A 14,207-nucleotide genomic window follows, 5' to 3' on the forward strand; every position below is an offset into this window, starting at 1 on the left:
GAGATGGCAAAAGTAGTTGGATATATAAATTTACACTCTGATATTTCATATAAAGGTTTAACAGAAAGAAGACCAGTAGCTTCAGTAAGCTTTTTAGGTCGTTATGGAATTATTGACTTTGTTTTATCAAATATGTCAAATTCTAATGTGGATACTGTAGGTATTTTGATTAAGGAAAAACCTAGATCATTATTTAAACATTTAGGAAATGGAAACTCTTGGAATTTTAACTCTAAATCAGGTGGAGTTTCACTTTTATACAATGAAAAGTATGCAAATAGTCCAATGTACAATCATGATATCAACAACATTGTGGAAAATATTGCATTCCTTGAAAAATCTAAAGCAGATTATGTTGTGATTGCACCTGCACATATTATTACAACTATGAATTATGCAGAAGTTGTAGATGCTCATGCAAAATCAGGAGCTGAAATCACAATGGTTTATCAAAAAATTAATAATGCTGATGAAGCTTTTGTTGGTTCTGATTTCTTACGTTTAAAAGGTAAACAAGTTATGGAAATCAAGAATAATAAAGGGAATAGAAAAGAAAGAAATATTTCCCTAGAAACATATATCATTAATAAAAAGACCTTATTAAAGATTATTCAATATGCTCAAAAAGTAAGTTCATTCTTTAATTTGAGAGATACACTTGCTTATTTATGTGATGAAAGAAAGATTATGGCTTATGAATATAAAGGATTTGCAAGATGTATTGATTCTTATGGATCTTATTATAAAGTAAGTATGGAATTCTTGGATATGGATATTTCTACACAAGTATTTAAGAGTACTTGGCCTATCTTTACAAATACAAATGATACACCACCAACAAAATATTTAAAGAATGCGATTGTGAAAAAATCATTTGTTGCTAATGGAGCAGTGATTGATGGTGAAGTTGATGGATGTATCTTGTCACGTAATGTTACAATTGGAAAAAATGCGGTTGTGAAAAACTGTATCATTTTAAATGGTTCTAAAGTATGTGCAGGAGCACATCTTGAAAATGTTATTATTGATAAAGATGCACGTATTGAAAAGAAAACTGAACTTATTGGTGAAGAAGAACCACTTTATGTTAGAGAAGGGGATGTTGTTTAATGAGAATAGTTTTTGCGACAAGTGAAGCGAATCCCTATATTAAATCTGGTGGTTTGGCAGATGTTTTAGGTTCACTTCCAAAAGCACTTGTTCAAAAAGGACATGAATGTATTGTTGTGTTACCAAAATATCAGGATATGAAATTGGCTGATACACTTGAATATGTGACGAACTATGATATTTGGGTAGGTTGGAGAAAATGCTATTGTGGTGTTTTTAAAGCTGAATATGATGGTGTGACTTACTATTTCATTGATAATGAACAATATTTTAGAAGACCAGGTTTATATGGGTATGATGATGATAATGAAAGATTTGCATTCTTTGATTTTGCAGTATTAGAATTGTTGTCACATATTGATGTGAAACCAGATATTCTACATTTACATGATTGGCAAACAGCTATGATTGCGACACTATATAAAGAAAGATATGCTTATTATGAATATTATCAAGGAATTAAAGTTGTCTTTACAATTCATAATATTGCTTATCAAGGAAAATGTGATCCAGCTTTATTAAGTGATCATTTTGGATTAGATAATTATCTTTATTATAATGGAAACTGCCGTAACGATGGATGTTTCAATATGATGAAGGCTGCAATTTATTATAGTGATATTATCACAACAGTATCACCAACATATGCTAAGGAAATTTTAACTGATAGCTTTGGTGAAGGATTGCAGAATATCTTACAAATGCGTAGACATGATTTGTATGGTATCTTAAATGGAATTGATTATGATACAATCAATCCAGCAACAGATCCAGAAATTGTTGAACATTTTGATATTACAAATGTTGATGAAAAGAAAGTTATCAATAAATTAGCTTTACAAAAAGAATGTGGATTACCTGAAAATAAAGATGTACCTTTAATTGGTATTGTGACAAGATTGACTTGGCAAAAAGGATTAGATTTGATTATCAATCGTATGGAAGAATTGATGAAACGTGATGTGCAAGTTGTTATTTTAGGTGCTGGTGATCAAAAATATGAAGAACCATTAAAAGGAATAGCGGCTTATCATAATCAAAAATTATCATTAAATTTGAAATATGACTTTGGATTATCTTGTCGTATCTATGCAGGATGTGATATGTTCTTAATGCCATCATTATTTGAACCTTGTGGTTTATCACAGATGATGTCACTTCGTTATGGAACAATTCCTATTGTAAGAGAAACAGGTGGATTAAAAGATAGTGTTGAACCATATAATGAGTTCAATAATACTGGAGATGGATTTAGCTTTACAAACTATAATGCTCATGAAATGATGGATATTATTGATTACGCATTAAAGGTTTATCAAGATAAAGAACAATGGCAAGGATTAGTACATCGTGCAATGGAAGCGAAACTTGATTGGGATAAAAGTGCTGATGCCTATTTGAAAGTTTTCAATTCATTGTTAGATTAATAAAGGGGATAGGGAAACCTATCTCTTTTGTTTGAAAAAGAAATTTTATTTGATTTTCGAGTTTGAGTTTAGTACAATGTTTTCGTAAGGAGGGAGGAAGATGAAAGTATTCATCAAAATTTTTACGGTTTTTTTGTTGATGGGATGCTTATTTGCCTGTGAACAAGGTGACGTAAAAGTATCTTTAGAAAGAGATGGGAATTTATATGAAGTCACAGATCTGGTTTCTTTCTACTACCCTAAAGATTTTCAATTGGATGCCAATCATGAAAATCAAAAAGATGTACGTTTTATTAAAGATGATGCCTCATATATTTATGCGACAATAATTGATGATACAGATAATGTTTTAGAAGAACTTCCACAACTCTATGAAGGACAGCTAGAAGAAGATGGTGCGATTGATATTTATTTCCAACGAGAAACCATTCCAAGTGGAATTAGCTGTTATGAGTTTACAGGAACATATCAGGCAACGGGAATGAAATTTGTCCAAATGGTATATTTTACAGAAGATGCCAGCTATGTTTATAGCTATCAGGCTCCAGAAAAAGTCTATGAAGACCAGATTGATATTGTTAAACAGTATTTAGAATCTTTGACAGTGCATCATTAATCTTGATTAACAAAAATGAATTTGTTATAGTATTGATAAAGAGTTTATAAAGCATTTGATAAAGTTAATAAAGAGGAGTCTTTATCATCTGCTTTTTTATTTAAGGAGGAATAGAAATGAAACTATTTAACTCATTAACCAATAAAAAAGAAGAATTTGTCCCTATTAAAGAGGGAGAAGTGAGTATTTATGTTTGTGGTCCAACGGTTTATAACTATGCACACATTGGTAATACACGACCTATGATTGTTTTTGATATTTTAAGAAGAACTTTTGAGTATTTAGGATATCAAGTGACTTTTGTATCTAATTTTACAGATGTCGATGATAAGATTATCAAAGCAGCCAAAGAAGAAGGTATCAGTGAAAAAGAATTGACTGATAAATATATTCAGGCTTATGAAGATGTTCGTAGAGGTTTAAATTTGTTGTTTCCAACATATGCTCCTCGTGTTACAGAAACAATGCAACCAATCATTGATTTTATTGATGATTTGGTTAAACAGGGTTATGCGTATGAAGTAGATGGAGATGTTTACTTTAGAGTGACAAAGATTAAAGAGTATGGAATGTTATCAGGAATTAAAATTGAAGATTTGATTGCTGGGGCAAGTGAACGTGTTGATGATAATGATAAAAAGGAAAGTTCGACAGATTTTGCATTGTGGAAAAAGACGGATGAAGGTATTCAGTTTGATAGTCCTTGGTCTAAAGGAAGACCGGGGTGGCATACAGAATGTGTTGTGATGATTAATGATATTTTTGAAAATGGATGTATTGATATTCATGGGGGAGGACAGGATTTGAAATTCCCACATCATGAAAATGAGATTGCTCAATCTATAGCTTGCCATCATCATCCAATTGCACATATTTGGATGCATAATCAGATGATTAATATTAATAATCAGAAAATGTCTAAATCTTTAGGAAATGTTTTATGGGCAAAAGATTTATTAGAACAATTAGGATGTAATGTCTATAAGTGGTTAATGTTGTCAACACATTATCGTAATCCATTAAATTTTACTGATGAAGTTTTAAATAACGTGAAAAAAGAAGTTGATAAAGTAGAGAATATTTTAAAACAGGCTTCTCTTTATTTGCAGGTGAATCGTTGTTTAGAAGATCAGTACTGTAAAGAAAGTGTTGATGAAATGGTTAAGGCATTAAGTGATGATTTGAATACATCTTTGGCTTTAACACAAATTTTAGGGCAAGTTAAAGTTTTAAATCAGTTAATGCGTGTTAAAGAAAAAGATAATGCAAAGATCTCACAAGAATATCAAACTCTTGTGAAGATGTTAGATTGTATGGGATTTGTTCATGATGTCAAACAGCTAAGTGAAGAAGATATTGCTTTATATCAAAGTTGGCAACAAGAAAAAAGTGCCAAGAATTTTGAACAGGCAGATTTATTAAGAAAAGAGTTACAAGATAAAGGAATTATATAATGAGACCAGAATTGATGAATGTATTAGCTTTAGCGTATTTAGGTGATGGTGTTTTCGAGGTTTATGTCAGGGAATATTTATTGGTTGAAAAAGGTATTATGAAACCAGATGTTTTGCAAAGAGAGGCAAAAGCTTTTGTGAGTGCGAAAGCACAGGCTGCCTTTATGCATGAAGCAATTGAAAAGCAATGGTTAAGTGAAGAAGAAATAGGCTTTTATAAAAGAGGAAGAAATGCTAAGAGTCGTCATGTTCCAAAAAATACCCCTTTGATAACTTATAATCAATCAACGGGGTTTGAAACATTGATTGGACACTTGTATTTGTTGAAAGAAAACGACAGAATTGCTGAGATTTTTCATTTGTTTAAGGTGTTTGTGAGTGAAAATGAGAAAAAATTGAGACAAATTTGAGACGCATGGAGTGAAAAAATATGACACAATATATTTATGGAAAAAATACAGTTATTGAATCTTTAAAGGGAAATAAGCCTGTTTATGAGGTTTATTTGATGAAAAATGCAAAAGATGATAAAGTTCTTTCTTTAGCAAAAGCAAAGAATGTAAAAGTGCATATGGTGCGTCATAAAGATGAATTAACTCAGCTTGTTGGTCAAGTCGTTCATCAGGGAATTGTTGCGGTGGTGGAAAGTTATCGTTATTATTCTCTTGATGAAATTATTCAAGCTATTCCTCAGGGAAAACAACCATTGTTGTTGATGTTGGATGGTTTAGAGGATCCACATAACTTAGGGGCGATTTTAAGAACCTGTGATGCTATTGAAGTAGATGGTGTTATCATAGGTAAAAATCGAAGTGTTGGTTTGTCATCAACAGTAGCCAAAGTTTCTACAGGGGCTATAGATCATGTGAAAGTGGCACAAGTGACAAATCTTTCTCGAACTTTAGATGAATTAAAAAAACAAGGGTTCTGGGTCGTAGGATGTGATTTGAATCAATCACAAGATTATCGTTCTATTGATTATAATATGCCTCTTGTTGTAGTGATTGGTTCAGAAGGTTTTGGTATTTCCCGTTTGGTAAGAAAAAACTGTGATATGAATGTTGTCTTACCAATGACAGGACATGTGACTTCATTAAATGCATCTGTTGCTTCGGCAGTTATACTTTATCAGATTTACAATTCACGTCATCCTTTAAAGTAGAAGGGAGGTAGCATGAAACGCTACAACAATGATGATGAATTGGTTTATTTAATGCGATGTGGCAGTGAACAGGCCAGGGAAATATTATATAAGCGCTATTATCGCATTGCATCTAAATGGATGTTAGCTTTTTCTAAATATTTTGTTAGCGGTTATGAGCTAGAAGATTTTATTCAAATGGCAATGATTTGCTTTCATGATGTTATTGATAGCTATCGTGATGATCAGCAAGCGAATCTGTCAACATTTATGAAAGTTTCAATTACAAAACGTATTTTGAGTTTATTACGCGTCAATAAAGATATTTGTTATCGTAAAGAAACCAAGATTTTATCTTTAGATAGTTATGCTGATGAGCAAAATAAAACACGTTATGTTGATATGGTTGCTGATATACATGAACGATATCAGCCTGATGTTGAACTGTTTGTTAAAGAGACTGAAACATATTATTCGACGCAAATTGATGCTATTATTTCACCACGTGAAAAACAGGTGATGGAGTATAAAAATATAGGCTATGATGAAATAGAAATAGCAAAAATGCTTCATATTTCTGTGAAAAGCGTGTATAATGCGGTTTATCGTTACTCAAAGAAAATAGTTGGCATTGACGTGCCAAAATAAATGTGTTAAATTATATTAACAGTAAAGGAGTGATGAACATGAAACAAAAAGTGATTCTCGTATGTACGGAGTGTTTATCACGTAATTATTCAGTCACTAAAAATAAAAGATTAAATGTAGAAAGACTTGAACTAAGAAAATATTGTAAAAAATGTGGGAAACATACAATCCACAAAGAAACAAAATAGGAGGTAAACATGAAAATCAAAGAATGGTGTACACTTAAAGGTGTTCGTAGTGAAATCAAGAATATCCATTGGTTAACTAAAAAAGAATTGGCTTATAATTCAGTTGTTGTTTTGGTTTTTTGCTTTTTGTTTGGAGTTTACTTTTATGGCAGTGATGCAGTGATTGCATTAATTTTAAAAGCATTGGGGATGAATTAAGATGTCTGGAATGAATGATGAAGGAAGACGCTGGTATGTAGTTAACACATACTCGGGTCATGAAAACAAGGTTAAAGAAAACTTAGAAAAACGTGTTGAATCTATGGGACTTCAGGATTGTTTATTTAATATTGTGATTCCTGAACATGTAGAAACAGAAATTAAAGATGGTAAAAAAATCAATAAAACAAAAAATATGTTTCCAGGTTATGTGCTTGTTGAAATGATTATGACTGATGAGGCATGGTATATTGTCCGTAATACATCAGGAGTTACAGGATTTATTGGATCATCTGGTGGTGGAGCTAAACCTTTCCCATTACCAAAAGAAGAAATTGATCCAATATTAAAGAGCATGGGTATTCAAACATCACAGCTTGAAGTGGATTTTGGAGTTGGAGATGAAGTTAAAGTTATTTCAGGACCATTTGCTGGAAAACAAGGAAGAGTAGAATCTATTGATCATGAAAAAGAATCTGCTTCAGTATTTATTAATTTCTTAGGAAATGAAAACTTGATGGAAATTGGACTTGTCCAATTAGAAAAAGTGGAATTATAATCGAAAGACCTATGTAAGGTCTTTTTTTGTAAAAAAGTTGATATATTCAATAAAAAACTATTGCAATTGGACGCAGTTTATGTATAATAAATAAACGACGCAATATGTGTTACTATGCGTGGGAGGATTGACTATCCTGTACCACAGCACGGACAAATTTTTATAGGAGGTGTGTCGCGTGAGTAAGAAAGTCACAAGAGTTATGAAGATTCAATTCCCTGCTGGGGAGCTAAACCAGGACCAGCTTTAGCAGGTGCTGGAATTCAAATGCCAAAATTCTGTACTGCTTTCAATGATCAAACAAAAGATCGTATGGGAGAAACTGTACCAGTTGTTTTGACAATTTATGAAGATAAAAGTTTTGATTTCGTATTAAAAACTGCTCCAACTGCAGAAATGATCAAAAAGGCATGTGGAATTAAAAAAGCTGCATCTGATTCTAAACAAACAGTAGCAACTTTATCAGCTGATAAATTAAAAGAAATCGCTGAATACAAAATGCCTGATTTAAATGCTAACGATTTAGAAGCAGCAATGAAAATCGTAGCTGGTACTGCTCGTAATATGGGTGTAAAAGTTGAAGGCTTAGATGCTTAATTTAATGAAGAGGAGAAAAGAAAATGGCTAAAAGAAGTAAAAAATATCAAGAAGCCGCTGCTCTTATTGAAAAAGGTAAAGCTTACCCAATTGATGAAGCAGTTGCTTTAGTAAAGAAAACAAATAAAGTAAATTTTGATGCAAGTGTGGATGTTGTATTTAAATTAGGATTAGATACAAGACATGCTGATCAACAATTACGTGGTGCTGTTGTGTTACCACATGGAACAGGAAAAACTAAAAAAGTTTTAGTTGTCACTCAAGGAGCTAAAGTTGAAGAAGCAAAAGCTGCTGGAGCAGATGTTGTAGGTGGAAAAGAAATCCTTGAAGATATTCAAAAAGGATGGCTTGATTTCGAAGTTATGATTGCAACACCTGATATGATGGCTGAATTAGGTAAATTAGGACGTATTTTAGGGCCTAAAGGTTTAATGCCTAACCCTAAAACTGGAACAGTAACTATGGACGTTGCAAAAGCTGTTCAAGAAACAAAAGCTGGTAAAGTGACTTACCGTACTGATAAAGATGGTAATGTGCATATGCCAATCGGAAGAATTTCTTTCGATGATGAAAAAATTGCAGAAAACTTCAAAACAGTTTATGACTTATTATTAAGAATTAAACCATCTTCTGCAAAAGGAACATATATGAAGAATATTGCTATTTCTTCAACAATGGGTCCTTCAGTAAAAGTTGCTTCTATGTAATATAGAGGCTATACAATCGGCGCAATCAATATACCGTAGACAGCAACGGGGAAACCTTAATTAAGTTGCCGAGGTGATATTGTCAATGAATTGACAACTCCCTCGCTAGTCGTGGGAGTTTTTCACGGATATATTGTTGCATATATAAAATTTCATAGGAGGTGTAACAATGTCAAAAGAAATCTTAGAAGCAAAACAACAAGTCGTTGCTGAAATAAGTGAACAATTAAAAGCTTCACAATCAACAGTTGTTGTTGAATATCGTGGATTAACAGTGGCTGAAGTTACTGAATTACGTAGAGCTTTAAGAGCTGAAAATGTGGGATTCAAAGTTTATAAAAACACATTAGTTCAAAGAGCTGTTGAGCAAGAAGGTATGAATGAATTAGGAGAATACCTTGTTGGTCCAAATGCATTAGCATTTGGTAAGGATGATGCTGTGGCTCCTGCAAGAGTTTTAGCAAAATTCGCAAAAGACCATGAAGCATTACAAATTAAAGCTGCTTATATCGAAGGTAAATTCTTACCTAAAGAAGAAGTTATGGCAGTATCTCAATTACCTAATCGTGAAGGTATGTACTCAATGTTACTTGCATGTATGAAAGAACCTGTTGCTAAAGTGGCAAGAATTATTCAAGCCGTTGCTGATGAAAAGGGTGGAGATGCAGCTGAAGCTGCTCAATAATTAAATAAATGGAGGAAATAAAAATGGCAAAATTAACACATGAAGATATCTTAGCTTACTTAGAAGAAGCTACAATTTTAGAATTAAATGATTTAGTAAAAGCAATCGAAGAAAAATTTGACGTAACTGCTGCTGCTCCTGTAGCTGTTGTTGCTGGTGGGGATGCTGCTGCTGATGCTGCTCCTGCTAACGTAACTGTAACATTAACTGATGTTGGTGCTACTAAAGTTGCTGTTATCAAAGCTGTAAGAGAAATCACTGGTTTAGGATTAGTTGATGCTAAAGGATTAGTTGACAAAGTTCCTGCTGAAATCAAGAAAGATATTCCTGCAGAAGAAGGAGCTAAAATTAAAGAACAATTAGAAGCTGCTGGTGCAACTGTAGAAGTTAAATAATTTCTAAAAATTAAAAAGCCCTTATTTAAGGGCTTTTTTTACAAGGAGAGAGATATGGCCCATTATTATACAAATAATATTGATTTAAAATCTCAAAAAACGCAAATTCATTTTCAATATCGTGGACATGATTTAACTTTTATTAGTGATTTAGGTGTTTTTTCTAAAGAACGTGTTGATTATGGATCACGTGTTTTGTTAGAAAATTTTCAATTATCTTCATCACAAAAAACATTGCTAGATGTTGGCTGTGGTTATGGAACGCTGGGATTATCACTAAAAAAGTTTACCCATCATTAAAAGTGGATATGGTTGATGTGAATGAACGTGCTTTAGCTTTAGCCAAAGAATCACTTCAATATAATCAAATGGATGATGTTCGTATTTATAAAAGCTCAGTTTATGAAAATGTTACAGGTTGTTTTGATGTGATTGTTTCTAATCCGCCAATCCGTGCTGGTAAAAAAATTGTTTTTGAGATTTTAGAAAAAGCATATCAACATTTAAATGATTCTGGAGAATTGTTTGTTGTTATTCAAAAAAACAAGGAGCACCGTCTGCTAAGAAAAAGATGGAAGATGTTTTTGGGAATTGTGAAATTATAAAAAGAGATAAAGGATATTTTGTATTAAAATCTGTAAAATAACACTGTTTTTGATGTTTCAAAAGAAATTTTGAAATTTTTGATTTGGTATTGACTTCAACTGGCCTCTATGCTAGTATAATAAAATGCCTACTCATATATAAAAAGCAGTGTTTTTTGCTTGCTTTAATAAGGAGATAGAGATAATTGATAAGGAGTGAAGTGGCTTGGAAAGAAATGTAACTCAGGCAAAAAGTCGTATTAATCGTCGAAATTATTCAAGAATTAGTGGGTCTTTAGAATTACCAAACTTAGTAGAAATCCAGACAAATTCTTATGAATGGTTTAAAAACGAAGGTATTAAAGAAGTTTTTAACGATGTTTATCCTATTAGCAATTTCAATGAAACTTTAACTTTAGAGTTTGTTGATTGCCGTTTTGATGAGCCAAAATATTCAGTAGATGAAGCTAAAGATCGTGATGCAAATTATTCTGCACCGATTCGTGCTACTTTGCGTTTAGTGAATAATGGAACTGGTGAAATCAAAGAAAATGAAGTGTTTATGGGAGATTTTCCATTAATGACTGATGCAGGTACTTTTATCATTAACGGAGCTGAACGTGTTATTGTTTCACAATTAGTACGTTCGCCAGGTGCATACTTTGCTGATGCAATGGATAAAAGTGGTAAAACTGTTTTTACTGGAAGCATGATTCCTTCAAGAGGAACATGGCTTGAATTTGAAAATGATGCAAAAGATATTTTGAATGTGCGTATTGACCGTACACGTAAAATTCCTGGAACAATTTTATTACGTGCTTTGGGGTTAAGCAGTGATGAAGATATTATTGAAGTTTTAGGTGACCATGAGTTTATCAGAAATACTTTAGCAAAAGATACAACTCATAATACGGATGAAGCTTTAATTGAAATTTACAATAAATTAAGACCAGGAGAACCTGCGACGTTAGAGGGTGCTAACACATTATTATATACAAGATTTTTCGATGCAAAAAGATATGATCTTGCACGTGCAGGACGTTTTAAACTTGGTAAAAAATTGAGTTTATTAGATAGAATTACAAACCGTGTTTTAGCTCAAGATGTTATAGATATAGATGGAAATGTTGTGATGAAAGAAGGAACTTTATTAACAAAAGATAAGGTTGACCTTTTGGCTCCTGTTTTCCAAGCTGGAGCGCATACAATGGATATCCATACCAATGATTTTTTAAGATCTCATGGGCGTATTCAAGTTCTTGAAGTCTATGTTGATGAAACAAAATCAAAGAAAATGAAAGTTGTTGGAACTGATTTATCATTGGATTGTAAGTATATTACAATCTCTGATATGATTGCAGCTTATTCATATATGTTGAATCTTGTGGATATTTATGAATCATTAGATTTAGCAAGTGACGATAGAGTTAATTTAATGAGTCGTATTGGTTTATTAGATGATATTGATCATTTAGGAAATAGACGTGTACGTTCTGTTGGTGAATTAATTCAAAATCAATTTAGAATTGGTTTATCAAGAATGGAAAGAGTTGTAAAAGAAAGAATGTCATTATCTGAAATCGACAGTGTGACACCTCAATCACTTACAAATATTCGTCCATTAACTGCCGCTATGAAAGAGTTTTTCTCATCATCTCAGTTATCTCAATTCATGGATCAAATAAATCCATTGGCTGAGTTAACAAATAAACGTCGTTTGTCTGCATTAGGGCCAGGTGGGTTATCAAGAGATCGTGCTGGATATGAAGTGCGTGACGTTCATGCCTCTCACTATGGTCGTATCTGTCCAATTGAAACACCTGAAGGTCCAAATATCGGGTTAATTTCAACTCTTGCTTCTTATGCAAAAATTAATAAATATGGATTTATTGAAACACCATATCGTAAAGTGAATCATAGTGTGATTGATGAAAACGATGTGCGTTATTTAACAGCTGATGAAGAAAAGAATTATGTTATTGCTCAAGCAAAAGTTCAACATGATGAAAATGGAAAAATCTTAGATGAACAAGTTATTGCCCGTCATTTAGGGGAAAATATTATGGCAAAACCTGAAGAAATTGATTTTATTGATATTTCTCCAAAACAGATTGTTTCTGTTGCCACTTCATGTATTCCTTTCCTTGAAAATGACGATGCTACTCGTGCCTTAATGGGTGCCAACATGCAACGTCAGGCTGTACCATTATTAGATCCTCATACACCACTTGTTGGAACTGGTATGGAATATCAGGCAGCCAGAGATTCTGGAGCAGCGGTTGTTGCGAAAAAAGATGGTATTGTTACTTATGTAGATGCGAAAAAGATTATTGTAGAAGAAGATACAGGACCTCATAAATATCGTTTAACAAAATTTGCGATTTCTAATGCAGGAACATGTATTAATCATAGACCGATTGTAAAAGCCGGTGATAAAGTTGTTAAAGGGGAAATTTTAGCTGATGGTCCATCTATGGAACAAGGTGAATTAGCCTTAGGACAAAATGTATTAGTTGGTTTCATGACATGGAATGGTTATAACTATGAAGATGCTGTTATCATGTCAGAAAGATTGGTTAAAGAAGATATTTATACATCTATTCATATTGAAGAATATAGTATTGAATGTCGTGATACAAAATTAGGCCCTGAAGAAATTACAAGAGATATTCCTAACGTTGGGGAAGATGCCCGTAAAAACTTAAATAGCGAAGGAATTATTATGATTGGGGCTGAAGTCAAAGAAGGAGATATCTTAGTTGGTAAGGTCACTCCAAAAGGACAAGCAGAATTATCTGCTGAAGAAAAACTTTTATTAGCAATCTTTGGTGAAAAATCTAGAGAAGTCAAAGACAATTCATTAAGAGTTCCTCATGGTGGAGCAGGAATTGTTCATGATATTAAAGTTTTCTCTAGAAAAAATGGTGATGAATTACAACCAGGTGTCAACAAAGTTGTCAAAGTATACATTGTTCAAAAACGTAAAATCTCTGAAGGAGATAAAATGGCAGGTCGTCATGGTAATAAAGGGGTTATCTCTAAAATCTTACCAATTGAAGATATGCCACACTTAGAAGATGGAACAATTCTTGATATTATGTTGAATCCATTAGGGGTTCCTTCACGTATGAACATTGGTCAGGTATTGGAATTACATTTAGGTTATGCTGCCAGAGAGTTAGGTATGTACTTTGCAACACCAGCCTTTGATGGTATTAACTCAACTGATCTAGAAAATATTATGAAAGAAGCCGGAATGTCTGTTGATGGTAAACAAGCAGTCATTTCAGGAAAAACAGGAGAATATTTTGACTCGAATGTTTCAGTTGGGGTTATGTATATGATTAAATTAGCCCACATGGTTGATGATAAATTACATGCCAGATCAGTTGGTCCATACTCACTAGTGACTCAACAGCCTCTTGGTGGTAAAGCACAAAATGGTGGACAGAGATTTGGGGAAATGGAAGTTTGGGCACTTGAAGCTTATGGTGCAGCTTATACATTAAGAGAAATCTTAACAGTGAAATCAGATGACGTTGTTGGACGTGTCAAAACATATGAAGCTATTGTTAAGGGACAAAAATTACCTGAACCTGGATTACCTGAATCATTTAGAGTTCTAACAAAAGAATTACAGGCACTAGCTTTAGATATTCGTATGTTAGATGAAAATGGTGAAGAATTAGATGCAAGAAAGATTGAAGATGAAGAACGTCGTTTCCCAACTTCAATTGACACAACTCCTGAAGAACCAGAAGTCACTGATGAAGAAGTGGCTGAGGTAGAAGGTGATTTCTCAGAAGATGAAGAATCATTTGATGATTTGGATTCAGCAATTGATGAACTCTTCACTGATGATGAAGAAGAAAGTAACGAAGAATAGGAGGAAATCATG

General features: G+C 32.9%; 14 protein-coding genes, 2 pseudogenes and 1 other annotated feature. All 16 genes and pseudogenes read left to right on the forward strand.

Going from position 1 to position 14,207, the window contains the following annotated elements; genetic code table 11:
• The first annotated feature begins 3 nt into the window (after nucleotides 1-3).
• On the forward strand, nucleotides 4-1,110 hold the full coding sequence (gene glgD / locus NMU03_RS09405; protein ID WP_290137871.1) for a glucose-1-phosphate adenylyltransferase subunit GlgD: 1,107 nt from the start codon (nucleotides 4-6) through the stop codon (nucleotides 1,108-1,110).
• Nucleotides 1,110-2,537, forward strand: coding sequence for a glycogen synthase GlgA (gene glgA, locus NMU03_RS09410; RefSeq protein ID WP_290137872.1), 1,428 nt, complete (start codon nucleotides 1,110-1,112; stop codon nucleotides 2,535-2,537). The genes glgD and glgA overlap by 1 nt, the downstream gene beginning before the upstream one ends.
• Before the next feature lie 100 nt (nucleotides 2,538-2,637).
• A complete protein-coding gene (locus tag NMU03_RS09415) occupies nucleotides 2,638-3,153 on the forward strand; it encodes a hypothetical protein (RefSeq protein ID WP_290137874.1) in 516 nt (171 codons plus the stop codon).
• A 116-nt stretch (nucleotides 3,154-3,269) separates the two neighbouring features.
• Nucleotides 3,270-4,607, forward strand: coding sequence for a cysteine--tRNA ligase (gene cysS / locus NMU03_RS09420; protein ID WP_290137876.1), 1,338 nt, complete (start codon nucleotides 3,270-3,272; stop codon nucleotides 4,605-4,607).
• Nucleotides 4,607-5,017 carry a Mini-ribonuclease 3 gene (locus NMU03_RS09425; RefSeq protein WP_290137877.1) on the forward strand — a complete coding sequence of 137 codons (411 nt, stop codon included), beginning with the start codon at nucleotides 4,607-4,609 and terminating at the stop codon, nucleotides 5,015-5,017. The genes cysS and NMU03_RS09425 overlap by 1 nt, the downstream gene beginning before the upstream one ends.
• A 20-nt stretch (nucleotides 5,018-5,037) precedes the next feature.
• Nucleotides 5,038-5,769 (forward strand): 23S rRNA (guanosine(2251)-2'-O)-methyltransferase RlmB, encoded by a 732-nt coding sequence (rlmB, locus tag NMU03_RS09430; RefSeq protein ID WP_290137879.1) that lies wholly within the window; start codon nucleotides 5,038-5,040, stop codon nucleotides 5,767-5,769.
• A 12-nt stretch (nucleotides 5,770-5,781) separates the two neighbouring features.
• Nucleotides 5,782-6,396, forward strand: coding sequence for a sigma-70 family RNA polymerase sigma factor (locus NMU03_RS09435; RefSeq protein ID WP_290137881.1), 615 nt, complete (start codon nucleotides 5,782-5,784; stop codon nucleotides 6,394-6,396).
• 38 nt (nucleotides 6,397-6,434) lie between these two features.
• Nucleotides 6,435-6,584, forward strand: a complete 150-nt coding sequence (rpmG, locus tag NMU03_RS09440; protein ID WP_087357603.1) for a 50S ribosomal protein L33 — start codon at nucleotides 6,435-6,437, stop codon at nucleotides 6,582-6,584.
• 9 nt (nucleotides 6,585-6,593) lie between these two features.
• Nucleotides 6,594-6,782 carry a preprotein translocase subunit SecE gene (gene secE / locus NMU03_RS09445; protein ID WP_290137885.1) on the forward strand — a complete coding sequence of 63 codons (189 nt, stop codon included), beginning with the start codon at nucleotides 6,594-6,596 and terminating at the stop codon, nucleotides 6,780-6,782.
• Nucleotide 6,783: 1 nt separating this feature from the next.
• The gene (gene nusG, locus NMU03_RS09450) at nucleotides 6,784-7,341 is read left to right on the forward strand and encodes a transcription termination/antitermination protein NusG (RefSeq protein ID WP_290137886.1); all 558 of its coding nucleotides are present in this window, start codon (nucleotides 6,784-6,786) and stop codon (nucleotides 7,339-7,341) included.
• A 178-nt stretch (nucleotides 7,342-7,519) separates the two neighbouring features.
• Nucleotides 7,520-7,938 (forward strand): annotated as a pseudogene (gene rplK, locus NMU03_RS09455) (50S ribosomal protein L11).
• 23 nt (nucleotides 7,939-7,961) lie between these two features.
• On the forward strand, nucleotides 7,962-8,645 hold the full coding sequence (rplA, locus tag NMU03_RS09460) for a 50S ribosomal protein L1 (RefSeq protein WP_290137888.1): 684 nt from the start codon (nucleotides 7,962-7,964) through the stop codon (nucleotides 8,643-8,645).
• Nucleotides 8,646-8,660: 15 nt separating this feature from the next.
• Nucleotides 8,661-8,778, forward strand: a sequence feature (ribosomal protein L10 leader region).
• A 36-nt stretch (nucleotides 8,779-8,814) separates the two neighbouring features.
• Nucleotides 8,815-9,330, forward strand: a complete 516-nt coding sequence (gene rplJ / locus NMU03_RS09465; RefSeq protein WP_290137890.1) for a 50S ribosomal protein L10 — start codon at nucleotides 8,815-8,817, stop codon at nucleotides 9,328-9,330.
• A gap of 23 nt (nucleotides 9,331-9,353) precedes the next feature.
• The gene (gene rplL / locus NMU03_RS09470) at nucleotides 9,354-9,725 is read left to right on the forward strand and encodes a 50S ribosomal protein L7/L12 (RefSeq protein WP_290137892.1); all 372 of its coding nucleotides are present in this window, start codon (nucleotides 9,354-9,356) and stop codon (nucleotides 9,723-9,725) included.
• Between the two features lie 54 nt (nucleotides 9,726-9,779).
• Nucleotides 9,780-10,330, forward strand: a pseudogene (locus NMU03_RS09475) (class I SAM-dependent methyltransferase).
• A 205-nt stretch (nucleotides 10,331-10,535) separates the two neighbouring features.
• Nucleotides 10,536-14,195, forward strand: coding sequence for a DNA-directed RNA polymerase subunit beta (gene rpoB, locus NMU03_RS09480; RefSeq protein ID WP_290137894.1), 3,660 nt, complete (start codon nucleotides 10,536-10,538; stop codon nucleotides 14,193-14,195).
• Nucleotides 14,196-14,207: the final 12 nt, after the last annotated feature.

Origin of the sequence: Allocoprobacillus halotolerans, from assembly GCF_024399475.1 — a bacterium.
Lineage (GTDB): Bacteria > Bacillota_I > Bacilli_A > Erysipelotrichales > Coprobacillaceae > Allocoprobacillus > Allocoprobacillus halotolerans.

Bases quoted from the DNA above. Each gene is read 5' to 3' on its own strand.
- glgD (WP_290137871.1), top strand. From the start codon at position 4: ATGGCAAAAGTAGTTGGATATATAAATTTACACTCTGATATTTCATAT.
- glgA (WP_290137872.1), top strand. From the start codon at position 1,110: ATGAGAATAGTTTTTGCGACAAGTGAAGCGAATCCCTATATTAAATCT.
- NMU03_RS09415 (WP_290137874.1), top strand. From the start codon at position 2,638: ATGAAAGTATTCATCAAAATTTTTACGGTTTTTTTGTTGATGGGATGC.
- cysS (WP_290137876.1), top strand. From the start codon at position 3,270: ATGAAACTATTTAACTCATTAACCAATAAAAAAGAAGAATTTGTCCCT.
- NMU03_RS09425 (WP_290137877.1), top strand. From the start codon at position 4,607: ATGAGACCAGAATTGATGAATGTATTAGCTTTAGCGTATTTAGGTGAT.
- rlmB (WP_290137879.1), top strand. From the start codon at position 5,038: ATGACACAATATATTTATGGAAAAAATACAGTTATTGAATCTTTAAAG.
- NMU03_RS09435 (WP_290137881.1), top strand. From the start codon at position 5,782: ATGAAACGCTACAACAATGATGATGAATTGGTTTATTTAATGCGATGT.
- rpmG (WP_087357603.1), top strand. From the start codon at position 6,435: ATGAAACAAAAAGTGATTCTCGTATGTACGGAGTGTTTATCACGTAAT.
- secE (WP_290137885.1), top strand. From the start codon at position 6,594: ATGAAAATCAAAGAATGGTGTACACTTAAAGGTGTTCGTAGTGAAATC.
- nusG (WP_290137886.1), top strand. From the start codon at position 6,784: ATGTCTGGAATGAATGATGAAGGAAGACGCTGGTATGTAGTTAACACA.
- rplA (WP_290137888.1), top strand. From the start codon at position 7,962: ATGGCTAAAAGAAGTAAAAAATATCAAGAAGCCGCTGCTCTTATTGAA.
- rplJ (WP_290137890.1), top strand. From the start codon at position 8,815: ATGTCAAAAGAAATCTTAGAAGCAAAACAACAAGTCGTTGCTGAAATA.
- rplL (WP_290137892.1), top strand. From the start codon at position 9,354: ATGGCAAAATTAACACATGAAGATATCTTAGCTTACTTAGAAGAAGCT.